Genomic DNA, 26,434 nt, shown 5'->3' with positions numbered 1-26,434 from the left:
CCCTTTCTATTTTCCTTGATAGTGGACCCAGCGCTTAGATGTTAAGAATATAACAGCCGTAAGAGCCATGATGATGACAAAAAGGATCCAAGCCATTGCTGAGGCATACCCCATTTTAAAGAATTTGAATCCGTTATCATATAAATACATTACATAGAACGTTAACGAGTTCGCCGGAGTACCTTGTCCATTTGTCATTGTATATGGCAACGTAAACTGTTGGAAAGCGCCAATCGTACCCATTACTAAATTAAAGAAAATAACAGGGGTCAAAAGGGGTAATGTCACGTAAAACGTTTTTTGGAACCAATTGGCACCATCAACTTCAGCGGCTTCATAAAATTCTTCTGGGATGTCACCAAATCCTGCAAGATAGATGATAACAGCTTGTCCAATTCCCCATAGTGACATTAGAATTAAAGATGGCTTCGACCATGTTTCGCTACCTAGCCATGCGGGCCCTTGTATACCTATCATGTCTAACATGCCATTGACTAAGCCAAATCCTGGATTTAAAAGCCACATCCATAAAACGGCTAATGCAACATGGGGTACAAGTGTCGGCAGGAAAAATATTGTTCTATATAACGCCATTCCCTTCACTTTCATGTTAAGCAGCATAGCTAAAGAAACACCAAAAATAATACTTAATGGGACAAAGAAAACAGCAAAATAGACTGTATTATAAATAGATATCCAAAAAATCTTATCGTGGAAGAGTTCCTTATAATTATCTAACCCTACAAATTCACCTGGCTGTAAAATACTATATGTAGTGAAGCTAAAATAAATCGATGATCCTAGAGGAAAAACATAAAATATGATTAGACCAATTATCCAAGGAGCCGCAAATAACCAGCCGGTTATGTTCGATTTGTTAAAAAAAGTGTTTTTCTTAGTTAATGCTAATGGCTGTGTACCTGTTGAAGATTTAGTTAACTGCGCCACTCTCATCACCCTTTCTTATTTTAAACAGAAGCAGGGAGAATAGGCTCTCCCTGACAAGTGAAATGCTATTGTTTCTTTTCAAGCGCCTTGTTAACTTTATCTGTAGCCTCATCTAGTATTTCTTGCGGAGTACCTTTGCCGCGAGTTGCCTTCTCCACAGCAGCGGTTTGCTCATTCCACAATAAATTTCCTTCTGGAATTACAGGGCGGTAATGTGAAACTGGTAAAATTGCGGTAAATTCTTTTAAGATAGGATCCTCTGTGAAACCAAGATCTGCGTTAACAGACTCTATAACTGAGAAATCCCTTACAATTCCACTAAATATCTTCTGACCTTCTGGGCTTCCAAAGAATTCCATGAACTTCCAAGCTTCATCTTTGTTTTTTGCACCTTTAGGCATTACAATAGACCATCCACCTGACCACGTTTGGAAGTCAGTTCCTGTAGGAGTCGGAATCGGTGTTACACCATAATTTAAATCAGGTTTATATTTTTGAATAGATGAAACAGTCCATGGACCGCTAATCTGCATTGCAAGTTGTCCCGTAAGAAATGGATCCATATCGCCTGAACCTTGAGAATCAGTGAAGCTAGCGATATTTTCAATATTATATTTATTGGCATAGTCAGTCAGCCATTGCAAAGCCTCAACGATTTTAGGGTCGTTAAGCGTTACTTTATCGGTGGATTTATCGTAGAATTCTCCTCCGAATACCCATCCCCAGGTATAAAGCTGGCCTTGACCGTACCAAGGAATGAATCCGATTCGTTTAAAACGATTTCCATCCTTAATCGTTAGTTTTTCAGCAGCCGCAGTTAATTCATCAATAGTTTTAGGCGGGTTTTCCGGATCTAAACCAACCTCAGTAAATAAATCCTTGTTATAGAATAGTAGTCTAGAGTCTGTTGTAGTAGGAATACCATAAAGCTTTCCTTTATAACTTGCTTCTTCCCAAGCAAAAGGATAATAACTATCTTGTGTAATACCGGAATTTGCCGCATATTCACTTATATCCTCAAGTGAACCTTGAGAAGCCCAAGAACCAATATTAAAACGGTCGAAATAAGTAATATCCGGCGGATTTCCTCCTGCAATAGCCGTTAGTAATTTTTCATCAGTATCAGTACCACCGGCAGAGTATACTGCCTTAACCTTGATATCAGGATTTTTTGCCTCAAACTCTTTTATTACTTCTTCAAGTCCATTCAATGTAATATCCGTCATTCCATGCCAAAATGTAACTTCTGTCTTTCCGTCTTTTCCGCCTTCTCCACCTTTATTTCCGCCAGACGCTTGATCTTTTGAACAACCAGCGAGAAATAATGATAAGGCTAGAATACTAATAACCATCAATTGACCGAACTTCTTTGCGCTTTTACTCACTTTTACACCCCCGGTTTTTTTGAAAATAGTAAACTAGCAAATACTAAATTACCACGCCTCCTTAAACCGCTTACATTTTCAATATATGTAATTTTCTAAGGTGTCTATATATTCAATGTACTTCACATACTATATTATCTCATATCAATATGTCAATTAGTTTTTTTATAAAAAAAAAGAAGAATCTTTTCAATTCTTCACTGGGGCCTTTATTGAAGCAGTTGATAAACCTTCTATCAAATCAAAATTCATTAATTCTGTTTTGATATTTTCTTCACCATTTATTTGAGAAATTAAACGTTTAACAGTTATTGCCCCCATTTCATCTTCCAATTGTTTGATATGAGTAAAAGGATGCTTGCCAATAATCGAATGCATTCCATCAAAGCAAACTATGGAATAGTCTTCCGGCACCTTTTTGTCGAGTGACTCGATTACATGCAAGAGTATTGTGGCAAAAGCATTCCTACATGCGACAAAAGCTGTAATCTCAGGGTGATTTAAAATAAAGTTCCGCATATTCTCTATCTCTATTTCATATTCTCGTTTCTTATTATTGATGAAAGCCAAGTCAGATCCGTCGTTGGTAAAAATGTAATCAGGATTTAATGGTTTATGTTGCTCTGTGTGTGCAAGTTGATACCCTTTCATACGATCCTCCAAAACGGTAGTGCCATCATATGGTGGTGTAATATAAGCAATATACTGATGTCCAAGTGACATTAAGTACTCCGTCGCTTTTTTAGAAGCATTAATATTATCTGTAAAAACGGCATTGGCCTGAATACCTCTTAAATATCGGTCAACAAGTATAATCGGGAATTTTTTCAAAACAAGCTCCAAAATTTTATGATTATAATGTTCACCATGTATCGGCATTATGATAATCCCCTTAACCCCAGCCTCTACAAGCTCCTCAATCGCTTTTTCCTCATCTTCAATTTTATCCCGAGTAAGCTTTATTAAAAGATTCGCACCATATTTCGATGTATTGTTTTCAATTGATTGCACTAATTTCGCCCCGTAGCTATCGGAGAACCCTGGAAGAACTAATCCGATTGTCAATTCTTTTTTTACACCCAGAGTTTGAATACTATTGAGCATATTTTCCGTTTCTTCGACCAAATAATTAACAAAAGAACCTTTTCCCTGAACTCTTTCTATAATTTGTTCTTGGGCAAGTAGGTCTAAAGCTTTCTTAGAGGTAATTCTACTTACTTGAAACCCATCAGCTAATTCTTTTTCAGAAGGAATTTTGTCCCCATGCTTTAATTCGCCAGTTTGGATTTTTTGCAAAATATTCTCATAAATCTGCTTGTATAATGGTACCTTCATTTTCGCATCACCTTATAAGTTGTTATAATCACTATATCAACTCTTTTTAAAATAGCAAATAAAATTTTATTTTTTTATTTTTTCAAAGTCGATTTTTGTCAACAGGTTTCCAACACTTTTCGTCATCCTACGACTATTATACTATTTCCACAACAAAAAAACCCCCGAAAATAATCGGAGGCTTTTTCCATATATATGCTTATGCAAATACTTCTTCTAGATAAACAGCTTTACCTGTTTTAGCAGATTCATAGATCGCTTCAAGGATTTGGGTAACAACAAATGCTTCTTCTGGTTTTACTAATGGCTCAGTATCGTTGATGATACTTTCGATCCATTGACGTGCTTCGATATCAGCATCTGATTCCGCACTTCCAGAATAGAACGCAACTCCACCTGTTCCTAAGTCAACTTTTGTTGTATAAAGTCTGCTATTGTCTTCTCCGTTAATACGAAGGCCGTCTTTCATGTCAGCCCCTGCTTCAGTTCCGCTTAGGGAAACTTTTGCTTCATCAACGTCTAAAGTATTAAGAGCCCAACTTGATTCTAGTACGATTGTTGCACCGTTTTCCATTGTGATGAATCCGAATGCAGAATCTTCTACAGTGAATTTCTCTGGATCCCATGATCCAAATGCGTTAGCAGCGTTTTCTTTTTGACCTAATTTATGGTATGTCGTTCCAAGAACAGCTTTTGGCTTGTAGTTGTTCATCATCCATAATGTCAAGTCTAGTGCGTGTGTACCGATATCGATTAGCGGACCTCCACCTTGCTTTTCTTCATCAAGGAATACTCCCCAAGTAGGAACTGCACGACGGCGAATCGCATGAGCTTTCGCATAGTAAACTTCACCTAGGTCACCGCGCTCACATAATTTATGTAAGTGTAGGCTATCAGGACGGAAACGGTTGTTATAACCGATTGTTAATTTTTTACCTGTACGCTTGGAAGCTTCAACCATTTGACGAGCTTCTTCAGTTGTTTTAGCCATTGGCTTTTCACACATAACATGTTTTCCAGCTTCCATAGCAGCGATGGAAATTTCAGCATGAGAGCTGTTTGGAGTACAAACGTGAACAACATCAAAAGAACCGTCTGCTAGTAGCTCTTTATAATCTGAATATACTTTCGCACCTTCAACTCCAAATTGAGCTGCAGCTTTTTCTGCTTTTTCCACTTCGATATCGCAAAATGCTACCATTTCTGCTTGCTTAACTTTAGATAAGCTTGGCATATGCTTACCATTCGCAATACCACCGCAGCCTACGATTGCTACTCTTACTTTCTCTGTCATTTCAGCATCCCCTTTTTCTAGAACTTCGCTTCTAATTTAAACGTTTTCAGACAAATAGTCAATAAAAATATACGTACAATTTGAAATGTAATAGTTTTATAGATTTCGGAGTGTAACCATTTCATATCCTTCATCATCTAAAAATTTTAACACAAGTTCAACAGCTTCAACCGTTGTAGAATGTATATCATGCATTAAAATGACTGCTTTGTCCTGCACTTCTTCTTGTACTATTTTTAAAATAGCTTGAGGATCACGAGATTTCCAATCATGTGTATCAACTGTCCATAGAACTTCCGTTTCCCCATGTTCTCTAGCTATCTCTCTTATAGAATCATTCGTGTTGCCATAAGGAGGACGAAAGTGAGTAGGAAGTTCCCCAATCACTGTTTTTATCACATTTTGAGTTGTTAAAATTTCCTCTTGCACTTGATTATCATTCAAAGTAATAAGATCTGGATGATTCCACGTATGTGAAGCTATTTCATGACCTTTTGTAAAAACCTCTAATGTGATCCCAGGATTTGCGTCAACCATTTTACCTATCTGAAAAAATGTTGCTTTTGCTTCATATTTGTCAAGTAGTTCCAAAATCTTCTGTGTGTTTTCAGGATGCGGACCATCATCAAATGTTAAAGCTACCCTTTTCTTTACATTTTCCAAAGTTTCACCCCATTTTAAGTTCACTCATTTTATAATACAAAAGATTTAGAAAATTAACCATCATCTTATTGATTTTGTCGAATGAAACTCACCTCATAAAGAGGGATTTTTTGTCATACAAGGCGCGTAGCCGTGTGAAGACGCGAATAGAAGTTGTACTCATAAGTCAGACGAGCAAGGCAAGCAACGAAGTATGCGAGCGTTTGTCAACAGTCTGGAACCTCTCCTACTTTGGAAGAGGTTCATTTTTCAGACAAGAACTTGCTTAATTCTATCAATTTTCGTACGCTCAATCGACTTCATAAAGCTATTCTCTTCCCTAACTCCAGATCCGAAATGAATTTCTTTTGGACGAACCTCATCATAAAATTCTTTAAACGTTTCAGCACGAAGACCGTATCCAGGCATGATGGTAAGATGTGTGTTTTCCGCAAGTTCCTTCAGCTTTTTGATCATCGGAATTGATTCGGTAGCTGGATTTCTTCCACCAGCCGTCAGAATTCTTTTCACTTGCTTGAACTGAATTAAAGCTTCCAACGTCTCCTCAAGATTTCTCGAGAAATCTATTGCCCTATGAAACGTAACATCAAGTCCTTCCGCCTCTTCAAGAAGTCTCTGCATCACCTCAACATCAACTCTTCCATCTTCCGTAAGAGCTCCTATTACAATTCCATTCGCTCCTAACTTTCGAACCATGCGAATATCTCTAACCATCGTATCCACTTCAGAAGACTCATAGAAAAAAGATTGTGGGTGAGAACGAATAATAACATTGATTGGAATTTTAGAAATCTCTACTGCCGATTCAATTAGCCCATAACTTGGAGTAATACCATCTTCTTTCATACCAACACACAATTCAATTCGATCCGCACCATATTCACTTGCAGCTTTTACATCCCGAATATTACTGGCAATTACTTCTAATATCATGAAAAAATCCCCCTTTATAAATACCGAAAGCTATATACATACATTGTACGATAAATTTGTTTGCGATTCATTTTTATGGTAAGTGTATTTATTGAATTATTGAACCTTCTGTACTTAGCGCAAAGATTTGAACATCTGGATAATTAGATAGCTTTAAAAGTCTACTGGGGTCTTCTTGATAGAAATACATTGAACGTAAGTAATATTAAGGTATAAGCCAATAGACAACAGTTATACTGGAATTGAGAACCCTATGACAATTAAAATTGTTCATTCTATGCAAATAGAAACTCCAATAGACGTAAGATTGTAATAGGACCATGTAACCTGCATCACATAGAAAAAATTTTGTTACTTATCGGTTTGCAACATTTTTTAAATTTAATACTTGCATTTTAAAAATACTAGGCTTATAATCAATTTCAATCACATATGCTTTACTTTTTTCAAAGACGATGAAGAGAAAAAGTAGGATTATTGGTTTTATACAGAGAGCTTCGGTAGCTGAAAAGAAGCAAAAATCACGATCTGAACAATGGCCTCTGAGTTGCGAGCTGAACGTTCGATTCCGAATTAGTAGGTACCGCCGAGATTTGGTACTCGTTACAAATACCACAGTATTACGAGCAGAGATGTATTTGTGCTCCAGTACTTGTTGAGACTGTTTTGCGTGAGCAAACAGTGAAATAAGGTGGTACCACGTGAATCCAACCACGTCCTTATCTTTTTATATAAAGATACGGGCGTGGTTTTTTTGTTTTTCTAAAATTTTTTACACAGATGGAGGAATTGACAATGACAAACAGTTTAGTGATCCAAACAGATTTCGGTTTAAGTGATGGTGCTGTGAGCGCTATGTATGGTGTGGCAATTTCAGTCGAACCAACACTTAGAATTTTTGACCTAACTCACGACATTCCGCAATATAATATATGGGAGGGCTCTTATCGCCTCTATCAAACCATTTCTTATTGGCCAGAAGGAACCGTTTTTATATCAGTCGTCGATCCAGGAGTTGGCTCCGATCGCCGTAGTATTGTTGCAAAAACTGCAGAAAATCAATACATCGTTACACCTGATAATGGCACTTTAACTCATATTAAAGATTCAATCGGAATCGTAGAAGTTAGAATTATCGACGAAACCGTCAATCGTCTTCCTAAATCAGGAGAATCATATACATTCCATGGCCGCGATGTATATGTATATACTGGTGCAAGACTCGCATCTGGAATCATTACTTTTGAAGAAGTAGGTCCTGAAGTTCCAGTTGATTCCGTCATTGAGCTGGCAAAATTTGATCCAAGCATCGATGAACCATCCGTAACAGGAAATATTGACATTCTTGACATTCGCTTCGGAAACCTATGGACAAATATCAGCAGAACTCTTTTCCTACAATTAGGGGTTGAATATGGAGATAATTTTGAAGTGACCATTCAAAACGATACTCGTCAAGTTTATAAAAACATCATGACATATGGTCGTTCCTTTGCCGATAGCCATCTTGGCGAGCCATTAATTTACGTAAATTCACTCGACAATCTCGGAATAGCCCTTAATCAAGGATCGTTTGCGAACGCTTATCATATCGAAACAGGTGCAAATTGGAAAATATCACTCCGCAAAGTGCCAAAAGTCATATATAATTAAGATTACAATTAAAAAATAGAAAATTATAAAAAGGGAGAAGGATCAGTATGGGGAAGAACTTAGCTATTAAAACAATCGTTGCGATTGGGATAGGAGCCGCAGTATTTGTCATATTAGGAAGATTTGCTTCAATTCCTACGGTCGTCGTACCAAATACAAATTTTAATACAAATTATGCATTTTTAGCTTTAATGGCGGTAGTATTTGGTCCAATTGCAGGAGGACTTATTGGGTTGATTGGTCACGCACTGCTAGATTCCATTATGTGGGGAAGTATTTGGTGGAGCTGGGTAGTCGTTTCAGCACTGGTAGGATTTTTTATCGGATTTGCAGCAAAACGCATCAATATTGAATCAGGAGAATTTGGCAAAAAACAAATTATTTCATTTAATATTACCCAAGCCATTGTTCAAATTATCGGATGGGGACTTATTGCTCCGACTCTTGATATTCTGATTTACGCTGAACCCGCCAACAAAGTGTGGACCCAAGGGATCGTGGCTGGTCTTCTAAATATCGTAACAGTTGCAATTCTTGGTACAATCTTACTCGCTGCTTATGCTAAAACTAGAGTAAAGAGCGGAAGCCTGAAAGCAGAATAATTAATTTTAATATAAAATATTAGTTGAATGATTTGAGGAAATCGTTATCGGTTTCCTCGTTTTAACTTAAGTTATCCTATTCCCTAACTTTAAGAAGTAGTGGGGAAAAATAGGAATCACCAATAAATGAATTTTTATAACATGGGGATAGAAAGTAAAGCCCAGTAAAAACGCCTAAATGCATAACATCTTGTAGGGCTAAACCTTTACGAGATGTACATTATCTTGAATATTAATTTGGATGCAATTTCACCAAAGCTTCATTGATATGTAACTGAGGAGATTAAAATGAAAAAGCCCGTTATCCAATTTGAACATTTTAATTTTAAATATCGTACTCAAGTTGATCCTACTCTTCACGATATTAATTTAACCATTTATGAAGGGGAAAAAGTACTGATCGTCGGACCTTCTGGTTCAGGAAAAAGTACAATTGGTCATTGCCTTAACGGATTAATTCCCTTTTCTTACAAAGGTGAGATTACGGGAAGCTTGAAAATTATGGGGCAAGAAACAAAAGACCTCGATATCTTTTCACTTTCCAAAATGGCTGGAACTGTTTTGCAAGATCCTGATGGTCAATTCATCGGACTAACAGTTGCCGAGGATATTGCATTTGCACTTGAAAATGATGTGAAGAATCAAGATGAAATGTTCTCGATTGTAAAAGAAGTTTCCACGATGGTTGATATAGATGGACACTTACAATCCTCACTCCATCAATTGTCAGGCGGGCAAAAGCAACGCGTGTCTTTAGCCGGTGTAATGGTCGACGATGTGGATATTTTGCTCTTCGATGAACCTCTTGCCAACCTTGATCCAGCAACTGGAAAACATGCGATTCACCTTATTGACCGCATTCAAAAAGAAACAAATACAACGGTTGTTATTATCGAGCATCGCCTCGAAGATGTACTGGAATGCCAAGTCGATCGAATTGTCGTAGTAGATAAAGGCCGTATCGTAGCAGATCTGACTCCTAATGAATTGCTCGCATCTTCAATTTTAGAAGAATGTAATATTCGTGAACCACTCTATGTAAAAGCGGCAAAATACGCAGGTTCGGATGTAACAGCCGAGTCGAAACCATCCCACATCGATACATTTACCATTGATCGGGACAAGCTGCACACTTGGTTCGAAGCAACTAATCCTCCCGAACGAAAAAAGAAGGCTGAACCCATATTAGAGCTAGAAAGTATTCATTTTAGTTATTTACCAGGACGCGAAATCATTCACAATGTATCATTTTCTATTGAAAAAGGTGAAATGGTTAGTATTGCAGGTAAAAATGGAGCTGGAAAATCAACACTTGCTAGTCTTATTTGTGGTTTTGTAAAACCAAATTCTGGCCGAATTCTTTTTAACAGTAAAGATATTACTAATGACACAATCAAGGAACGTGCCGAGCGCATTGGACTCGTTATGCAAAATCCAAACCAAATGATTTCAAAGCATATGATTTTTGACGAGGTAGCTCTAGGATTGGTTTTGCGCGGCGTATCTGAAACAGAAATAAAAGAGCGAGTGGAAAAAACATTGAGAATCTGTGGTCTTTTTCCATTTCGAAACTGGCCGATTTCAGCGCTTAGCTTTGGACAGAAAAAACGTGTCACCATCGCTTCGATACTAGTATTGGAGCCGGATCTCATTATTTTAGATGAACCAACTGCAGGACAGGATTTCAAACACTATACAGAAATCATGGAATTCTTGACTGAACTAAATGAACAAGGAATAACGATTCTAATGATCACTCATGACATGCACTTAATGCTCGAATACACACCTCGAGCAATCGTCATAGCCGGTGGAAAAAAAATTGCCGATGATACTTCGGCGAACATTCTTACGGATAGCGTCGTAATCGAAAAAGCGAATTTGAAGGAAACGTCTTTATTTGACCTAGCAGTGAAGGCTGGAATTAAAGAGCCGAGAGAATTTGTTGGAAGATTTATCGCCTTCGATAAGGAGGTTAGAACATCATGGCAGTAGAAATGCTCGCATATATTGACCGTCCTTCACCTATTCATCGATTAACCGGTGCAACTAAACTTATTTGCTTTATTTTATGGTCGACTGCAGCCATGCTTACGTACGACACACGTGTATTACTATTTTTATTTGCCGCCGGTATAGCAATTTTTATTGCATCGAAGGTGAAAATTCAAGAAATCGCATTTGTTTTAATATTTATTTTGGCATTTTTACTGCTAAATAATATTGCCATCTATCTTTTTTCACCACAAGAAGGAGTAAAAATTTACGGCACAAGTCACGTCCTGTTTGAAATTTTTGGCAGATATAATGTAACGTCAGAACAATTATTTTATCAATTTAATATTACGATTAAATATTTCACGATTATTCCGGCAGCCCTTTTATTTATCGTGACGACGAACCCAAGCGAATTTGCCGCATCACTCAATCGGATAGGAGTTAACTATCGTATTTCGTATGCTGTTGCACTAGCTTTACGTTATATTCCCGACATCCAACGTGATTACCGAAACATCGCCATCACTCAACAAGCTCGTGGAATCGACATGTCTAGCAAAGAAAAAATAGGAAAGAGAATCAAAAACATGGCATCCATCATTATTCCTTTAATTCTATCAAGCCTAGATCGAATTGAAGTTATCAGCAATGCAATGGAGCTACGCGGTTTTGGAAAAAATAAAAAACGTTCCTGGTACAGCGCCCGTCCGTTTAAACGCATTGATTATATTGCTCTTATTTTATTCGGAATAGTGTTCATTCTCTCGTTGATTATAACTTATTATGATGGAAGTCGATTTTATAACCCATTCGGGGCGTGATCAGTACGCCCCGAATTTTTTATTCGATTATATTCTTTCATACTCTATCTCTTGAAATTTCTTGGAGTTCACAAAAAAAACGCCAAGACCATAAAAGTCCCGACGCTTTCCTTATTATTTCAATTCCAAATGCTCTTTTAACTTATCCTGTATTTTAGCTCTTTCCTCATCAGACACGAAGTAATACCAAACCTTACCAATGAAACCTCCACTACCCTCAACTTGGATTTGCTCGATATTATGACGAGCATCCGCGTAATTTTTTTGAATGGATTTCATTTCGTCGAAAGAAATGTTTGTTTCAACATTTTTACTTAATGCTTTTAAAACATCATCATATTTCCAAAGAGCAGAAATATTAGCCCCTTTGTTCATGACTCCTTGTATAACTTGACGTTGACGCATTTGACGACCGAAGTCCCCACGAGCATCATTTTTACGCATACGAGCATAATTTAAAGCTTCCTTACCATTTAGGTTCAATTCCCCAACAGCAAAATGGTGTCCACCTTGTGTAAAGTCAAGATCATTATTTACCGTTACACCACCAACTGCATCTACAATATCCTGGAAGCCTTCCATATTCATTTTCACATAATAATCAATTGGAATATCGAGATATTTTTCAACAGTATTCATTGACATCTCGACTCCGCCAAACGCATACGCGTGATTTATTTTATCTTGAGTGCCTCTTCCAACTATTTCAACATAAGTATCACGTGGAATACTTAACATTTCCATTGATTTCAACTTAGGGTTTACAGTGATCACAATCATCGTATCAGAACGCCCTTTATCACCAGCACGCTCGTCCACTCCAAGCATTAATACTGAAAATGGTTCTCTCTTACTTAGTTCCAAATCCGAAGATCTTTTAACTTCAGGTGTACGATCAACTGGGCTATGAACCGCATTAGCTGCTTTAGACAGATTATGATAAATCGAGTACCCATAAGCACCAATTCCAGCTACAAGCACAAGTAATACGACAAGGAAAATTTTCAATCCTCTTCTTTTCTTTTTCGGTTTATGTCGACCCATGTTTTATTCCCTCTCCCATAATTCGCTTTCTATAAATAGACGTAATGTATATACAAAAGTTACAACAATCTATATTATACTCATTGACTATAGCCTATTACAATAGCCTAATTATAGAAAGTTTAAATAAAAAATGGAAAAGAATTAAAAATTTCTTGTTAAAATAGACCCATTATTTTCTTTTTCTTAGTTCTTTTAGGGATATCTCGATATATATGATTACCTTTCGCCATAATTTCTGAATTATTTTGAAAATAATATATGTGATCAGTTCCATATTTCTTCTCTATCAAATCAAAAGCCTCAAGCATTCGAAATGAACGTTTTTTGGCATTATGTGCATTCGAAGCGACAAAATGCGCTAAATTGGCGTCTATCAAATCAAATGCAAATTTTTGAATCTTTTTTCCGAATTGACCAGATAGACTTCCAGTACTAATTTGTGTAGCCGCGCCATTTTTTACTAGGCTATAAAGCAAATCTGGTTGATCTATAATTTCATGATTTCGCTCAGGATTCGAAATTACAGGAGTAAGCCCTTTCATTTGAATATCGAAAAATAGCTGATTTGTATACGCTGGAACGTGGCTCGATGGGAGTTCAATTAATACATATGAAGAATGATTTGCTAATGTCATGATTTCTCCATTTTCATAATCATTAAGAAATTTCTCATAAATTCGAATCTCTTGCCCAGGTAAAATTCGCACTTTACTATTTTCAACCTGCAAATAGTTGTTTAATTCTTCTATTCTAGATAATATATCTTCTTTATCATTGATATATGTACCATTTTGATGATGTGGTGTTGCAATAATTGTATGTATTCCTTCTGCCTCCGCCTGTTTGGCCATTAATAGACTATTAGCGTAATTTGGAGCGCCATCATCTAATCCAGGCAAGATATGGCAATGAATATCTAGCATTTCTCTTCCTCCAATGAAAATTTTCCAGACAACTAGATATATTATACTAGGAAATTATACCTAAATAAAGGTGATTCATTCGTCAAAAAACTACATTGTCATACTTTAAATTCCTAAATAGCATCTTTTTTTCTCTTAAAAAGGAAAAAACGAAGGCTAAGTGTGCCCTCGTTTTTGTACTTTTTATTATTAGTGACATTTATAAGGAATAACGAATAATTGTTCAAGATGTAAAATTGCTTCTTCATGATACTTCTTCTTCAATTCTAATCTCTCTTTGTAGCAAGCATCTAAGCAATCAGGTATTAGCATAGCCAATTCTTTAAGTCTCACAAAATGCCAATAATATCTAATCCGATAATACAATTTCTTCATTTTATGCCTCCGATAAATCATAAATCGTCGGAGTTCGTGTTCGGTAACTGGCAGGCGTAATCAAAGGACATTAGCCCCTAAAGTTTTGCGTCATCACTTTTCAGTAATTTTGCCGATTCGTACGATTTATGGGTATTTTCAATTATATCATCGTATTTTTTTACCTAATATTGAATAGGTCGAAACGCTTATTTTTTAGACAATTAAGGAAAAAGGAACTATAAAAATCATTTTGGATGAAAACTTTTTTATTTCCTTTTAGAAACTCTTCGATTTAAATAGTTTCTTTTTTAACTGTTAATAATGCAGCAAAAAAATATTTTTCTGCTATATTCGTCATAGTATAATAGAATCATTAGATGTTAAATATAAGGAGAGAAGCCCTATGTCCACCATTGCTTGGAAAACTCAACAAACAAAATCAGCTCTCCATTGGGGTGCAGTATCCCTTTACGGAACAATCATTTTTCTTTCATATCATAATCGATGGTTCCTTGCCTTTGGATTCATCATATTTTTACTGGCTACATCATTACATATGGTTTGGAAAATGTTAATTTTTATGGCTCTTGTCGGTATTGTTCTAGCAGTGTTCCCTTTTCTAGCACCTTTTGCGATTATCTTAATGATTGTTCTGTTTATAATGCGAATAAATTATGTAAAAGAAAATTGGCGTCCTATATTAATTGGTCTACTTGTCTATGGATCGATCTTTCCACTTTTCTTTATGACTCAAATGTACTACGGCGGAATCGAATCACTTGTCGTTGCTGTTATAGGTGCTGCTCTATTACATTTTTCATTGAATTGGCTTTATACATATGGGTATTCTACGAAAACCGCGCTAGGAATTATGGGAAGTGTTCCTCTCGTAATTCTTGCGTTTATCTTACCTTTTTTAAAAATGCATATTCCGGCACCTGACGTATTTGTTGAACCTGCAGCCGATCCAGTTATTTTTCATCCACAAGATGCAAAAGTATTGCCATCAACGGAACATGTTGCAGTACACAATTCCAGTGAACCATTAATTACAAGACCATTAGTTACAAGTCAAATAGAAAGCCATCCGCAAATAATAAATCATTATGTGGAAACTCCGCAATCGAATCCGGTTATACCATTTGACATTCAGCCACAAAGTTCAAATGAAATAGGCACTTTAAAACTTCATCCTAATATTTTTGGTGGTTATGATGTGGTGGGAGCAGACGGAATGAAAACAATTTCTACACATTCAAATATTTTCAATGGTCAGGATGTATACGATCCTTCTGGACACAAATTAGCATCCTCACAACCGAATGTATTTGAAGGGAATAATGTTTACGACCCGAACAATCAGATGCTATTCAAAACACAAGAGAATGTTTTTGGTGGACACGATATTTTAAATCCTGACAACACGAAGGTAGGATACACTTCACCAAGAGCAGATGGAGTTCTAGAGCTATACAATCAACACGGCCAAAAAATTGGTACAATTGAAAACGATATGCTGCATATGGAGTTTAAAAATGGTTAGCATTTCTAAAAGAAGGCACCACCGCCTTCTTTTTTTTGAAAGAAAAGCCCCATCATATCAACATAAAGCAGATACATCAGAGGCTTAGTTTATAACTTAATATGGATACATTTGATACACAGTAATTGCTACAATAACGGCTATCATTGCAACAATAATAGAATATAAAAAATTTGCGCGTGCAAAGTTTTTCTTGGGGTTCTCCGAACCAAACGCCCAAATAAGAAGCATGATCAAATTTACTAGAGGTATTGCAAGTAAAATCAACGTCCCGAACCACTCTAATACTGATAAATCGTTCCGTCCTCCACTTGATTCAACTGTGTTTTCTGTTTCCAAGCTGGCTACCAAATTAAGTCTTCTCGGTTTTACCAAAAACAAACCTATTAATATTAGCGTAATCCCAAAATGAATTCCCCAGCCCATTCTTCCAAAAACTACTCCCAGCAAATATGTGAAAAACGAGCTGTAAACAGAGTCAAGGTAATATTTACTAATGCCAATTGTCGTTACAATTGAGCTAATTAAAATGATGACTCCAATAATAGCAATGATTATTGCAAAAGCTTTCGTCTTGTTGTTTCTAGGTTGTACCACAATCATTCATCTCCGCTTTCCAAATTAAAATAACATAGATTATTTTAACAGGAAAATTCCTCTTATAAAGAGGAATTTTTTAGGAGTAAAGTTCCCACATAAAAAATTTCAATCTACTTTAACTATTTTCTTTCTTATACGTATTTATTTTATCTTGAAGAACATGTTCAAAATGTTTTCCCGGCGTTAATTTGTAAACAACTAACCCTTTTTCTTCTGGGGATAATAAATAGATTTGATTTGCATCAGCTCTTATAAAATTCCTTGGTGCTTCTTGCATGTTTTCTATTGGAATTCTAACAGCCCCTATTACATTCCCATTTTTTCTATCCATAACATACACATGAGTTTCCGTAATGATTTTCTCCGTATGGGCTGCTACTTCTGTTTTAGCAAATATGATTTGTTTAGGATTTGTCTCTAATATTGTAAGTCCACCAAACGATTCTTCAAACCCCACGTTAAATTCAAGAGGATCTCCTGTTTCATAAACGATGATTTTTCCTAGTGTATCGTTTACCCTTTTTACTAGAGTTTCGTTTTCTATTTTACGATTTGGGCTTGCTTTCTTGCCTGTTTCCAGGTACATAAAATAGTCTTGTGATTTTTCGGCAATCACACGTTTTTGATGATCAGCTCTTAATCTTAATGGGATATTTAGATCAACTTCATATGTCTTAGCAAGTTGACCATTTTCCGAATACTTGTTTACGATATTTCTTCCATTATCAAGCACATAAATGTTTTTTTGTTCATCAACATAAATATCCATCATAGAGGATTCATTTACCTTGAAGGACGATTTATTTCCATCCATATCGACAATTAGGATTTTTTGATTCACGTTATCAATTATATAAGTCGTGTTATCTCTAACAAAAAAGCTCGATATGCCGGATTCTTGACCCCCAGTACGATCTTGTCGAAAACCAATTTGAGATTCGCCAGATCCATATTCAACTTGAAATAGAGGATTTATTTCTGATTCCTCTCCCACTTGCATCTCTGCCACCGTTTCATTTGGACGATCTCCCTGCTTAAGTAGATATTCATTACTTAAAAAATAACTAACTAAAATCGCGATCGTAATCATTCCAAAAGAACTCGCCATATACAGCACGAAATTCGGCTTCCACTTTTTAGGAGGATGCGGCTTTTTGGTAAGTTTTACTCGAAGACTTTTTGTAAAATGTTCATCTGGCTCAAGATCTGGTCTTTCCTTTAAAGCTCTAAGTAACTCGGATTCATGAGAAGGGATATCTTCTTTTTTCATCATACTCCCACCCTTCTTGTAAACTAATTTCTTTTTTCAATTGATTAATGGCTCGACTTAAATCCACTCTCACTTTTGTTTCCTTGCAGTCCAATATCTCAGCTGTTTCCTTTACACTTAATTCATGAAGCGCACGTAAAATAATTACACTTCTGTAATGAGGTTTAAGTTTTAATAAGGCTAACTGTAATTCCTTCCAATTCTCTTTGTTTATAATATTTTTATGATTGCTGTCAGCTAGCACTTGAGGCTGATGCAGTAACATCATTTGATGAAGAATGCTAATCCTCTTTTTCTTTCTTATAAAATCGATTGCTGTGTTTCTAGCAATGGAGAGAATCCAGGATTTCTTTTTACTAAATTCCCTCATTTGATTCATATTTTTTAATACTTTAATAAACGTATCTTGTGTGATATCCTCCGCATCTAGCTTATTGTTTGTAAAAAATAATGCAAATGAATATACATCTCTATGAAACTCATCGTATAACTCACCAATTAATGAAGAATCATCTTCCACTAAAATCCTTTCCTCCTTTCACCTTCACTATATAAGTCGTTTGAGAAAAGATTTTGTATCAAATGATTAAAAATATTTTAGGGTCAGTCCCCGATACATCAATGGACTGACCCTATATTCGTACTTTATGCTTTTTACGCCCCAGCTATCCTTGGCATCACAATTGGCTCTTTTCCTAATTCTGCCCAGGCGTATTTCAGTAATAGATCTTTCTTTAACTCCTGATATTCCGGTTTATCCCATAAATTATCGTATTCCTCAGGATCCTCTTGTAAATCAAAAATCTCCCCATATGTTTGGTTAAAGTAGATTGTCATTTTATAACGCTCATCTACATATGTTTTTTGGTGTATCGTAGTTGGTTCATGGCGGAATTCACAAATGATATGGTCTCTTGCTCGTTCCTTTTCCTGAAGCCAAACCTCTTTTTGGTCTACACCTGTCATTTGCATTGGTATTTTAATATTTGCGAAGCTTAAGAAAGTAGGTGCTAAATCTACTAGAGACTGCATCGCATCAGAAGTCACACCTGCTGGTACCTTATTTGGATAGCGAACAATGAATGGCAATTTTATTAAATCTTCATAATGGAATCCACCCTTATATTGCAAACCGTGTTGACCAAAGAAATGTCCGTGATCCGTTGTAAAAACAACAATCGTGTCGTCAGCAATTCCAAGCTCGTCCAACTTATCTAGAATCTTACCAATATATTTATCCATCATACTGACCATCGCATAGTACGTTGCGGTAATTTTTTTATGCCGTTCCTCGCTAGTTCTGTGGGAATGGTAGCCATGAGCGCCAAAGCCCGTTTCGTTATAAGCTGAAAAATCAGGGTTCTCCTCTTGCGTCAGTTGAAAATGAGGTGGATTATTCAAATGTTCATTTTCTTTCCCTTTTGGAATGGTCAATTTTTCAGGATCATACATTGAATCCCATGGTTCTGGAACAAGATATGGAGGATGAGGATCGAAAAAACTCGCCCATAAAAAGAAGTTCTCATCTTTGTCCACATATGTTTCTAATTGATGATTCGTTCTTTCCGCAATCCAAGTATTGTAGTGATATTCTTCTGGAATTGGCCATTTATGTTCTAGTTCTTTATCCATTGTTCCGGTCGGGGCAACAAAATAATCTCGCCAATTTGTACATCCTTTCTCTTCCATCCACAAGGCATAATGCTGACCAACATGAGCTTCATTCGTATGATTTCTCGCAAGCTCCACATGGTCAAAGCCATAAAACTCCTCTTTAAACTCTTTCCAAAAATCCAAATCCTGCAACAACGGATATGATTCCAGTGATGTATATTCTTCATTAATTCGCAAAGGTTGAAAATGAGCCTTCCCAATCAATGCTGTACGATAACTATTTTCTATAAAATCCTCTCCAACCGTATGTCTGTCCTCAAGTAGCTTTGTGCCCAAAGTCCAAGCTCCATGTTGACTTGGGTATTGCCCAGTAATAATGGAAGCCCTAGTTGGCGTACAAGTAGGGTTTGGACAATAAGCACGAGTAAATGTCGTTCCTTCTTTTACAAGTCGGTCAAGATTTGGCGTCGATATTTCTGGATTAAAGGCACCAATTGTATTGAAATGCTGTTGGTCACTTGTAATCAGTAGAATGTTGGGTTTTTTCAATAAAATCTTCCCCTTTTGTAATATTTTTTACAAATTTCTGCACTTTTATTTTAGTCTAAACAGGAAAGGTCTGACCACTTTAGATGCAGACCCGGCCAAACATTTAATTATTGAAACTCCCGCGGATGGCGTCTCATTAATTCAGGAATCGCATGACCTCTTCCTGTTTCCTCTAAACGCTTTACGTAATTTTTCAAATATCCTTTTGCATGGTACGGGCCGCCTTCTTTCATGATAGTCCAAAGCGGATCCACATCAAAAGGCATCGTACTCATCATTTCATCATGCCATTCATTCAAATAATAGACAGCTTCTTTGCATAAATCTGGTCTTTTCAGCGCCAAGTCATTTAATTCAAAAGAATCATATTTAATATTGAAAAGCATTTCCTTATTAAATAAGTGGTAGCCATCATGGTATGTCCTAATATAGAGCCATTCGCCAAACCTTACGCTTCTCTGACAAACGTGTGCACATTGTGAAATAACGAGAAAATCCCGCCCAGTATCTTCACCTTTTGTTAAAGTACGTGCAAAACTTCGCCCGTCCCAGCTCTTGGCAGGTTCCTTTCCGACCATTTCTGCAATTGTAGGAAGCAAATCAAGGTGATAATGAAGCCCTTCATCAACATGCCCTTGGTGGCATCCCGGCCAACGTATGATCATTGGAATTCGGCAAGTACCTTGATCAGCTGTGCCATGCTCGCCGTAAATGCCCAGCTCTCCCATGTTTTCACCGTGGTCAGCTGTAATAATAATGATTACTTCATCCATGATTCCCTGTCTTTCAAGTTCAGCAAAAACCATGCCAATATTATCGTCCATATGCTTAATTCCGCAATCGTACCCATCAATCATTTTACGCAAATCATCGCGATCTTTAATCTCTCCAGGATATCTCGGATAATCCGGATATGTATGATTATCATACATATTAATTTCATGAACACTATGTGGACCAACCTTCTCTTTTTGTTTCTCAAAAACTTCGTCTGTAATCCACTCAGGCAGAGGTTCCTCCGCAAAAGGATTACCAAATTCCTCAGGAGCACGATAAGGAGTGTGCGGATCCCAATAATTTACATATAAAAACCAATCATCCTTATTTGCATTATTCTCCAACCAATTCATCACAGTTGGAGTAACTTCTTCAGCAGACTCCATTCCACTTTTTCCAGTATTATGTATTTCATTGAATCCTGCATAGAACGTATAAGCAGAATGCCTTTCCCCAAATGGACTAATTAACGTTGTTTTCATATCTAACGAACGAAAAAGCGCAGGGAAACTTTCAAATGCAAGTCGATCTTTAAACTCCCGCGTTGGCCCCTCATGCCTTACATCTGCCGCAGTACCACCATGTCCTACAACGCCATTATGAATCCCAAACTGCCCCGTCATTAACGCTGTCCTTGATGGAAAACAAGGTGCATCTGAAGTGTAATAATTAGTAAACTTCACACCTTCAGACGCAATACGGTCAATATTTGGTGAAGTTTTCCTGTGATAGCCGTAACATCCTAAATGTTTTGGACTAGTTGAATCAAGGTCTAGTAAAAGAACTCGCATATATACAATCTCCTTTTGTAAAGTGAAATCGGTACTTATATAGTTTCGACAAATACATTGAGATTCCTTTTACAAATTCGAACGCATAAATAATACAGGATAACAAAAGATATACGGAAAATATGGTGAGGAGCGAATGAAATGGAAGCAAACAGAGTGAAACAAATCTTATCGTCATCTGCCGAAATCGATGTGAAATATCATGGAGTGCCGATATGGATTGATAGCTTGAACGAAGATGAAACAACAGCCATTGTTCAAGCGATTGATAATCGGAAATTAGGAGAGAAAACAACTGTGGAAATAAGGGAGTTAGAAGAGTAATAATAGTTGCCACTTTTTTCTGAGTGGCTATTTTTTTGAACCTGGATTATTTAATTATTTACTTAGTTGTTTGAGGTTACCATTCCTGTAAGGTCGATATTATGGATTACGTTTATATAAAAAGTTTAGAATAAAAAAGATCAGGTACTCGAGCACCTGATCAGAGCAATTACAAGCCGGAAAGTGTAAGGCTAACCAATATGATAATTTAAAAAATGAGTAATTTACTCCAGTTAGTGAGGAGCGGTTACTTATTTTTTTATTTGATAAAAAACACTTCCCCATACTACCTTAAGAAGTCTTTTCCTTCCTCTGCAACAACACCGCTCCAATAACAATCAATCCTTTAAAAGCTTCCCTCAAAAACGGTGGCACTCCAAACAAATTCAATAAGTTATTCATAACCGCAATGATCAACATTCCATACACAGTTCCGAGAATAAATCCTCTTCCCCCCATCATGCTCGTCCCGCCTACAACGGCTGCAGCGATGGCGTCCATTTCCATTCCACGTCCTGCGTTGGAAAAGTCCATAGAACCTATACGGGAAACTTGAATGATGGCTGCAATCGAAACGAGGACTCCCATTAACGCGTACACGCGAAGTTTTACCTTATTTACGTTTACACCCGAAAGTTTTGCGGCTCTTTCGTTTGACCCAACTGCAATGATATGCCGTCCAAAAGTCGTTCGCTTAGAAACATAGTACAAAATATACGCAATGATTGCCCAATAAATAATTGGCATGATCATATAGTTTCCTAATTTAAAACTAGCAATCTGTAAAAACTCTGTTGGCACCTTAGGGTTATACCCTTGCATGAAGTGCTGTGTCACACTTCGGAAAATCATCATCGCACCCAATGTCGCGATAAATGGCGGGACATTTCCTTTCGTAATCGTGACTCCAATCAATGAACCTAGTAAATAGCCAAAAAGCACGACCAACAAAATCGCCACAACAAATGCAGGAAATCCTGTCAATCCGATCATCCCTAAAATCCCTTTTATACCCGTATCAAGAAGGATCATAGTAAAAGCACCTGTTGCGACCAGCGTGGAACCAACTGCTAAATCGATGCCTCCAGTCATGATGACCAAAGTCATACCTAAAGCAATAATTCCAACTCCAGCATTATTCCTTAAAATATTGATCCAGTTATTGATCCAAGACTGAAACCATTCACCAAATGAATTGTAATCAAATCCTAGAACCAATGTCTGTAAAATAATCATAATGATAAGGGCTATAGCTGTGCTAAACAGTGGTTCGCTCGTCCATTTTTGTTTAAACCACACAAAAAAATTTGTATTATTTTTCACACTGGCATTTTCCATCATTGGCTTCCTTTCTTATGCATAAGTCAGTTGTCCACCTGTCGCAAGACTCATAATATTTTGCTCATTCATTTCCTCTCCAGCCACTTCTCCTTGAATAACCCCGTGGTACATCACGAGCGCACGATCACATACACGGATGATTTCAGATGCTTCGCTGGAGAGGACAACAATAGCAATATCGCTCCCTGCAAGTTGCAAAATAATATCATAAATATCTTCTTTCGCCCCTACATCCACACCTTGTGTCGGGTTGTCTAAAATAAGCAGTTTCGGATCCGATGCTAACCATTTCGCTAACACAACTTTTTGTTGGTTTCCACCGGATAAGCTCGTAATACTATCTGTTAACTTGCCCATTTTTAACCTTAATGATTTTTTCTGTTCTTCAAAAGTTTCCTCATGCTTTTTAGCATTAATAATTCCTCGCTTAGAAAATTTGGACCACGTCGCAATCGATGCGTTCTCAATAATATTCATATCTTTAATAATCGCATTCTCTTTTCGATTACGAGGTAAATAAGCAATCCCTTCTTCAATTGCCTGAGTCGTACTTTTCAATGACACTTCTTTTCCATTTAAAAGTATTTTCCCAGATTCAACTCTGTCAGCCCCAAATATAGCTTGAAAAAGTTCACTTCTCCCATCACCCAGAAGCCCAGTCACACCGACGATTTCGCCAGCCCTAATAGAAAAATTAATATCTCTAAATGTTTGACGGAAAGAAAGTCCCTCTACACGCAAAATCTCTGCACCAATCTTCTTCTCCCGCAACAACGACTCCGTCCTTACATCAAATCCAACCATGAAACGTGCGAGGTCATTCGTTGTTACATCACGAACCTCCCCTTCAGCAACAAGATTTCCATCACGAAGGACGAGGTACCGATTACAAATCTCCACCACTTCATTTAATTTATGTGAGATAAAAATGATTCCGACATTATGATCCTTCAGCGTTCTCATCATTGAAAACACACGCTCAATTTCTTGATCTGTAAGTGATGTCGTAGGCTCATCCATAATGATAATTGACGCTTTCGTCATCATCGCACGACAGATTTCAACGATTTGTTTATAGGAAGCATCAAGGTCGCCAACCATCGTATTCGGATCAAGATTTACATTCATTTGCTGAAACATTCTTTCCGTTTCAGCGTACATCTTTTGTAGATCGAGGCTTCCTCTTTTCGTTTTTAGCTCTCTACCTAAAAACATATTTTCATAGATTGGCAGGTCGTTAATCAAATTTAATTCTTGATGGTTGAACGCGATTCCCGCACTCTGTGACTCTGCTGGAGTACTAAATTCCACTTGTTTCCCGTCTACCAGAATCTTACCAGAATCTGCAGGTAGAACTCCGCCCAATATATTCATAAGCGTTGATTTCCCCGCACCATTTTCACCAAGCAATGCGCAAATCTCCCCGCCTTTAAGGGCAAACGATACACTTTTCAGCACATCGTTACTTCCAAATGATTTCCTGATGTTTTTCATCTCAATGATCATACAATCACTTCCATCTAATAATTCTTACTGAATACGATGAATAATCTTATACTTTTAAAAAGAGAGACTATAGCTAAGCCATAATCTCCCTTTCGTTTTTCGTTTTCTTTTTATGACTTAATATGGTGAATTTTCGTCAAGAAAATCTTTATAATTATCGCGGTCTACAATTGTTGTTGGAATAACCTTAACTTCTTCAACGCTTTCACCATTCAATAGCTTAAGCGCTACATCTACAGCGTCTTTAACCATTGCTGGACTGTAAAGTGCAGACTCAATCCAAATATTTTCATTTTCAGACATCATTTTGAAATATTCCTGCATACCGCCGCCGCCAGTTACGACTTTGATATCAGATCTGCCAGCTTCACTGATCGCCTGCAAGACACCAATAGACGTTTCGTCATCCATAGAGTAAACGGCGTCAATTTTAGAATTGCTTGTTAAAATATCAGCAAAATCTTTCAATCCATCTTCACGCGTAAACTTTGTAGCATAAGTCGTAATTTTCATATCTGGTGCAATTTCTTTCATCGTATCAACGAAACCTTTTTTCCTTAATTCAGAAACAGATCCTGCAGTTGGAACTTCAAGCATAACAACATTACCTTCTTTTCCAATTTTATCCACGATGTATTTCGCACCTTGAATCCCCATATCTTCATTGTCTCCAGACACACGGTACACACCTTCTGCATCAATAACAATATCAAAGTTTACAACTTTAATACCTGCATCAAGTGCTTTCTGAATCGGAACTTCCATTCCTTCCCATTGCGGAAACGCAACTATTGCTTCTGCTCCCCACGTCATCAAGTCATCCAATTGCGATGTCATTTCTTCAGCATTAGAACTTGTTTGAATCTGATACTCAATATCATTAGACAGTTCTTTCGCACGAGCTTCAGCATGGTAAGCAACCGCTGCAACCCAACCATGCGTCACTGCCGGAGCTAAAATACCAATCTTGTGCTTTTTACCACCAGAGTCAGAACTACCCGAATCATTGCCAGGACTATTGTCTGAATCTGTTGTCTTCCCACCACATGCAGTAAGAAGTGGAACCATGATCAATAAAAGTAAAGCGAATACATTAACAACCTTTCTCATCGAAATATCCTCCCCTTTTTATAATTCTTTAAATCTATTATAAAAATAATTGAAACCATTTTATATATGAGCAGTATTACCTACTTGAAATTATGTATGTCAAGTCAATTATATGATATATGGATAAAAGTGTAAAATGAATTGGGACACAATTAAAGATTAATCAAGGATTTAAAAAATGCATAGGAATTAAAGGCTAGAGCTGATTATATTCCCCAATTCCAGGCATTATAGAGAAGTTTTCCTCAATCACATATAAAACTTTAATGTAGTATTTCATCATATCTAGATTTATTTTTACTAATTAAATGGTAATTTTTTTACAATGAAAGTCGTCCAGCAATCAATTGCACTTACTGTTTCAATAAAATTACATGATTAGCTGCGCCGTCCGCATTCATAACAAATTGAAATTCGTATTGACCAAATCGATAAATATAATTTTTTTCGTCCGTCATACTAATTTCTCTTATTTCATCCGGTTCTCCAATTTGCTTCTTTAAATCATTGACAGTGATTCCACCAAGATTTGACTGTCTTTCAACCTTTGTCCCTCTATATCTCGCCTCTTTTAAGACATCCTTATCGTCATAGGCTAAATCATAGGAAGCATATCCCATTGATCCGTGATAGCGATCAAAGTCACCCTTTTCCTCAGGTTCACCAATTAAGTCATACACTTCATTTCGTTTTGTTTTCCCAACATAAATCTCGCTAGCCAGCTTGTAAACTCGCCCATCCTTTGCTTCTTCAAGCAATTCTTTCAAGGTGTCTAACGCCATTTGTTTCTGCTCATTTTCAACAGAAGTGGATTGATTATCTGATTGCTCTTCTTTTACTTGCTTATCTTCTGATTCAAGACCATTAGCTTGTTCATTTTGCTTAACATCTTCTTTTTCAGGTTCGGACTCAGTTGAATGCTCTATTTCTGAAGATTCCATTTCATTTATATGACTATCACCTTGAACTCCCTCTACCTTTTTCTTACCACACGCTACTAATCCGGACACCAACAAAATAGTGATCATTAAAAATCCTAACTTTTTCATA

Annotated in this window: 24 protein-coding genes, 1 riboswitch and 1 other annotated feature; of the genes, 6 read left to right on the top strand and 18 right to left on the bottom strand. The window is 36.9% G+C overall.

Translation table 11 applies throughout. From position 1 onward, the window contains the following. Nucleotides 1–6: 6 nt before the first annotated feature. From MT489_RS08360 to MT489_RS08335, 6 genes are all read right to left on the bottom strand, one after another. Nucleotides 7–948 carry a carbohydrate ABC transporter permease gene (locus MT489_RS08360; protein ID WP_307416227.1) on the bottom strand — a complete coding sequence of 314 codons (942 nt, stop codon included), beginning with the start codon at nucleotides 946–948 and terminating at the stop codon, nucleotides 7–9. A gap of 65 nt (nucleotides 949–1,013) precedes the next feature. Further along, on the bottom strand, nucleotides 1,014–2,333 hold the full coding sequence (locus MT489_RS08355) for an ABC transporter substrate-binding protein (protein ID WP_244681079.1): 1,320 nt from the start codon (nucleotides 2,331–2,333) through the stop codon (nucleotides 1,014–1,016). 189 nt (nucleotides 2,334–2,522) lie between these two features. Then, nucleotides 2,523–3,668 (bottom strand): GntR family transcriptional regulator, encoded by a 1,146-nt coding sequence (locus tag MT489_RS08350; RefSeq protein WP_244681078.1) that lies wholly within the window; start codon nucleotides 3,666–3,668, stop codon nucleotides 2,523–2,525. Nucleotides 3,669–3,867: 199 nt separating this feature from the next. Continuing rightward, complete coding sequence (locus MT489_RS08345) at nucleotides 3,868–4,962, bottom strand: Gfo/Idh/MocA family protein (protein WP_244681077.1); 1,095 nt, start codon at nucleotides 4,960–4,962, stop codon at nucleotides 3,868–3,870. Between the two features lie 96 nt (nucleotides 4,963–5,058). After that, complete coding sequence (locus MT489_RS08340; RefSeq protein ID WP_244681076.1) at nucleotides 5,059–5,625, bottom strand: polysaccharide deacetylase family protein; 567 nt, start codon at nucleotides 5,623–5,625, stop codon at nucleotides 5,059–5,061. Nucleotides 5,626–5,874: 249 nt separating this feature from the next. Then, a complete protein-coding gene (locus MT489_RS08335) occupies nucleotides 5,875–6,558 on the bottom strand; it encodes a copper homeostasis protein CutC (RefSeq protein ID WP_244681075.1) in 684 nt (227 codons plus the stop codon). A gap of 446 nt (nucleotides 6,559–7,004) precedes the next feature. Then, nucleotides 7,005–7,282 (top strand) — a binding site (T-box leader). Nucleotides 7,283–7,353: 71 nt separating this feature from the next. Here MT489_RS08335 and MT489_RS08330 point away from each other — a divergent pair. The 4 genes from MT489_RS08330 (at nucleotide 7,354) to MT489_RS08315 (ending at nucleotide 11,632) form a co-directional block, all read left to right on the top strand. Further along, on the top strand, nucleotides 7,354–8,211 hold the full coding sequence (locus MT489_RS08330; protein WP_244681074.1) for an SAM hydrolase/SAM-dependent halogenase family protein: 858 nt from the start codon (nucleotides 7,354–7,356) through the stop codon (nucleotides 8,209–8,211). A 47-nt stretch (nucleotides 8,212–8,258) separates the two neighbouring features. Then, the gene (locus MT489_RS08325; RefSeq protein ID WP_244681073.1) at nucleotides 8,259–8,813 is read left to right on the top strand and encodes an ECF-type riboflavin transporter substrate-binding protein; all 555 of its coding nucleotides are present in this window, start codon (nucleotides 8,259–8,261) and stop codon (nucleotides 8,811–8,813) included. Nucleotides 8,814–9,101: 288 nt separating this feature from the next. Then, nucleotides 9,102–10,808 carry an ABC transporter ATP-binding protein gene (locus MT489_RS08320; RefSeq protein ID WP_244681072.1) on the top strand — a complete coding sequence of 569 codons (1,707 nt, stop codon included), beginning with the start codon at nucleotides 9,102–9,104 and terminating at the stop codon, nucleotides 10,806–10,808. Continuing rightward, entirely contained in the window at nucleotides 10,799–11,632 is an 834-nt protein-coding gene (locus tag MT489_RS08315; RefSeq protein ID WP_244681071.1) for an energy-coupling factor transporter transmembrane component T family protein, read from the top strand. The genes MT489_RS08320 and MT489_RS08315 overlap by 10 nt, the downstream gene beginning before the upstream one ends. A gap of 114 nt (nucleotides 11,633–11,746) precedes the next feature. Here MT489_RS08315 and tagU read toward each other — a convergent pair whose 3' ends face one another. The 3 genes from tagU to MT489_RS08300 form a co-directional block, all read right to left on the bottom strand. Further along, nucleotides 11,747–12,676: a polyisoprenyl-teichoic acid--peptidoglycan teichoic acid transferase TagU gene (gene tagU / locus MT489_RS08310; RefSeq protein WP_244681070.1), complete on the bottom strand. Its 930-nt coding sequence runs from the start codon at nucleotides 12,674–12,676 to the stop codon at nucleotides 11,747–11,749. A gap of 158 nt (nucleotides 12,677–12,834) precedes the next feature. Then, on the bottom strand, nucleotides 12,835–13,602 hold the full coding sequence (locus MT489_RS08305; protein WP_244681069.1) for a tyrosine-protein phosphatase: 768 nt from the start codon (nucleotides 13,600–13,602) through the stop codon (nucleotides 12,835–12,837). Nucleotides 13,603–13,791: 189 nt separating this feature from the next. Next, nucleotides 13,792–13,977 (bottom strand): hypothetical protein, encoded by a 186-nt coding sequence (locus tag MT489_RS08300; RefSeq protein WP_244681068.1) that lies wholly within the window; start codon nucleotides 13,975–13,977, stop codon nucleotides 13,792–13,794. Between the two features lie 39 nt (nucleotides 13,978–14,016). Continuing rightward, a riboswitch (cyclic di-GMP riboswitch) is annotated at nucleotides 14,017–14,101 on the bottom strand. A gap of 261 nt (nucleotides 14,102–14,362) precedes the next feature. Between MT489_RS08300 and MT489_RS08295 the strand changes: the two genes are divergently transcribed. Continuing rightward, nucleotides 14,363–15,502, top strand: a complete 1,140-nt coding sequence (locus MT489_RS08295; RefSeq protein ID WP_244681067.1) for a hypothetical protein — start codon at nucleotides 14,363–14,365, stop codon at nucleotides 15,500–15,502. A gap of 96 nt (nucleotides 15,503–15,598) precedes the next feature. Here the strand turns inward: MT489_RS08295 and MT489_RS08290 are convergent, their stop codons facing one another. The 5 genes from MT489_RS08290 to MT489_RS08270 all read right to left on the bottom strand — a co-directional run bounded on the left by MT489_RS08290 (nucleotide 15,599) and on the right by MT489_RS08270 (nucleotide 21,103). Then, nucleotides 15,599–16,105 carry a hypothetical protein gene (locus MT489_RS08290; protein ID WP_244681066.1) on the bottom strand — a complete coding sequence of 169 codons (507 nt, stop codon included), beginning with the start codon at nucleotides 16,103–16,105 and terminating at the stop codon, nucleotides 15,599–15,601. Between the two features lie 112 nt (nucleotides 16,106–16,217). Beyond that, complete coding sequence (locus tag MT489_RS08285) at nucleotides 16,218–17,372, bottom strand: NHL repeat-containing protein (RefSeq protein WP_244681065.1); 1,155 nt, start codon at nucleotides 17,370–17,372, stop codon at nucleotides 16,218–16,220. Continuing rightward, entirely contained in the window at nucleotides 17,344–17,892 is a 549-nt protein-coding gene (locus MT489_RS08280; RefSeq protein WP_244681064.1) for an RNA polymerase sigma factor, read from the bottom strand. Before MT489_RS08280 ends, MT489_RS08285 begins: the two co-directional genes overlap by 29 nt. Nucleotides 17,893–18,026: 134 nt before the next feature. Then, complete coding sequence (locus MT489_RS08275; RefSeq protein ID WP_244681063.1) at nucleotides 18,027–19,535, bottom strand: sulfatase family protein; 1,509 nt, start codon at nucleotides 19,533–19,535, stop codon at nucleotides 18,027–18,029. 107 nt (nucleotides 19,536–19,642) lie between these two features. Beyond that, the gene (locus MT489_RS08270; protein ID WP_244681062.1) at nucleotides 19,643–21,103 is read right to left on the bottom strand and encodes a sulfatase family protein; all 1,461 of its coding nucleotides are present in this window, start codon (nucleotides 21,101–21,103) and stop codon (nucleotides 19,643–19,645) included. A 141-nt stretch (nucleotides 21,104–21,244) separates the two neighbouring features. Here MT489_RS08270 and MT489_RS08265 point away from each other — a divergent pair, with 141 nt between their 5' ends. Next, nucleotides 21,245–21,427, top strand: coding sequence for an H-type small acid-soluble spore protein (locus MT489_RS08265; RefSeq protein WP_244681061.1), 183 nt, complete (start codon nucleotides 21,245–21,247; stop codon nucleotides 21,425–21,427). Between the two features lie 291 nt (nucleotides 21,428–21,718). Here MT489_RS08265 and MT489_RS08260 read toward each other — a convergent pair whose 3' ends face one another. The 4 genes from MT489_RS08260 to MT489_RS08245 all read right to left on the bottom strand — a co-directional run bounded on the left by MT489_RS08260 (nucleotide 21,719) and on the right by MT489_RS08245 (nucleotide 26,433). Then, a complete protein-coding gene (locus tag MT489_RS08260) occupies nucleotides 21,719–22,765 on the bottom strand; it encodes an ABC transporter permease (protein ID WP_244681060.1) in 1,047 nt (348 codons plus the stop codon). Nucleotides 22,766–22,780: 15 nt separating this feature from the next. Beyond that, entirely contained in the window at nucleotides 22,781–24,274 is a 1,494-nt protein-coding gene (locus MT489_RS08255; protein ID WP_244681059.1) for a sugar ABC transporter ATP-binding protein, read from the bottom strand. A gap of 117 nt (nucleotides 24,275–24,391) precedes the next feature. Further along, complete coding sequence (locus MT489_RS08250; RefSeq protein ID WP_244681058.1) at nucleotides 24,392–25,384, bottom strand: ABC transporter substrate-binding protein; 993 nt, start codon at nucleotides 25,382–25,384, stop codon at nucleotides 24,392–24,394. A gap of 353 nt (nucleotides 25,385–25,737) precedes the next feature. Continuing rightward, nucleotides 25,738–26,433, bottom strand: coding sequence for a DUF4309 domain-containing protein (locus tag MT489_RS08245; protein WP_244681057.1), 696 nt, complete (start codon nucleotides 26,431–26,433; stop codon nucleotides 25,738–25,740). Nucleotide 26,434: the final 1 nt, after the last annotated feature.

Source organism: Lederbergia wuyishanensis, assembly GCF_022900255.1.
Lineage (GTDB): Bacteria > Bacillota > Bacilli > Bacillales > Bacillaceae_C > Lederbergia > Lederbergia wuyishanensis.
The sequence above is the reverse complement of the archived record's forward strand: the minus strand, read 5'-3'. Positions and strand labels throughout refer to the sequence as shown.

What these genes read in the sequence shown, in the direction of transcription:
- MT489_RS08350 (WP_244681078.1), bottom strand. Translation starts at nt 3,668, where the DNA reads ATGAAGGTACCATTATACAAGCAGATTTATGAGAATATTTTGCAAAAA.
- MT489_RS08345 (WP_244681077.1), bottom strand. Translation starts at nt 4,962, where the DNA reads ATGACAGAGAAAGTAAGAGTAGCAATCGTAGGCTGCGGTGGTATTGCG.
- MT489_RS08335 (WP_244681075.1), bottom strand. Translation starts at nt 6,558, where the DNA reads ATGATATTAGAAGTAATTGCCAGTAATATTCGGGATGTAAAAGCTGCA.
- MT489_RS08330 (WP_244681074.1), top strand. Translation starts at nt 7,354, where the DNA reads ATGACAAACAGTTTAGTGATCCAAACAGATTTCGGTTTAAGTGATGGT.
- MT489_RS08325 (WP_244681073.1), top strand. Translation starts at nt 8,259, where the DNA reads ATGGGGAAGAACTTAGCTATTAAAACAATCGTTGCGATTGGGATAGGA.
- MT489_RS08320 (WP_244681072.1), top strand. Translation starts at nt 9,102, where the DNA reads ATGAAAAAGCCCGTTATCCAATTTGAACATTTTAATTTTAAATATCGT.
- MT489_RS08315 (WP_244681071.1), top strand. Translation starts at nt 10,799, where the DNA reads ATGGCAGTAGAAATGCTCGCATATATTGACCGTCCTTCACCTATTCAT.
- tagU (WP_244681070.1), bottom strand. Translation starts at nt 12,676, where the DNA reads ATGGGTCGACATAAACCGAAAAAGAAAAGAAGAGGATTGAAAATTTTC.
- MT489_RS08305 (WP_244681069.1), bottom strand. Translation starts at nt 13,602, where the DNA reads ATGCTAGATATTCATTGCCATATCTTGCCTGGATTAGATGATGGCGCT.
- MT489_RS08300 (WP_244681068.1), bottom strand. Translation starts at nt 13,977, where the DNA reads ATGAAGAAATTGTATTATCGGATTAGATATTATTGGCATTTTGTGAGA.
- MT489_RS08295 (WP_244681067.1), top strand. Translation starts at nt 14,363, where the DNA reads ATGTCCACCATTGCTTGGAAAACTCAACAAACAAAATCAGCTCTCCAT.
- MT489_RS08290 (WP_244681066.1), bottom strand. Translation starts at nt 16,105, where the DNA reads ATGATTGTGGTACAACCTAGAAACAACAAGACGAAAGCTTTTGCAATA.
- MT489_RS08285 (WP_244681065.1), bottom strand. Translation starts at nt 17,372, where the DNA reads ATGAAAAAAGAAGATATCCCTTCTCATGAATCCGAGTTACTTAGAGCT.
- MT489_RS08270 (WP_244681062.1), bottom strand. Translation starts at nt 21,103, where the DNA reads ATGCGAGTTCTTTTACTAGACCTTGATTCAACTAGTCCAAAACATTTA.
- MT489_RS08265 (WP_244681061.1), top strand. Translation starts at nt 21,245, where the DNA reads ATGGAAGCAAACAGAGTGAAACAAATCTTATCGTCATCTGCCGAAATC.
- MT489_RS08260 (WP_244681060.1), bottom strand. Translation starts at nt 22,765, where the DNA reads ATGGAAAATGCCAGTGTGAAAAATAATACAAATTTTTTTGTGTGGTTT.
- MT489_RS08255 (WP_244681059.1), bottom strand. Translation starts at nt 24,274, where the DNA reads ATGATCATTGAGATGAAAAACATCAGGAAATCATTTGGAAGTAACGAT.
- MT489_RS08250 (WP_244681058.1), bottom strand. Translation starts at nt 25,384, where the DNA reads ATGAGAAAGGTTGTTAATGTATTCGCTTTACTTTTATTGATCATGGTT.
- MT489_RS08245 (WP_244681057.1), bottom strand. Translation starts at nt 26,433, where the DNA reads ATGAAAAAGTTAGGATTTTTAATGATCACTATTTTGTTGGTGTCCGGA.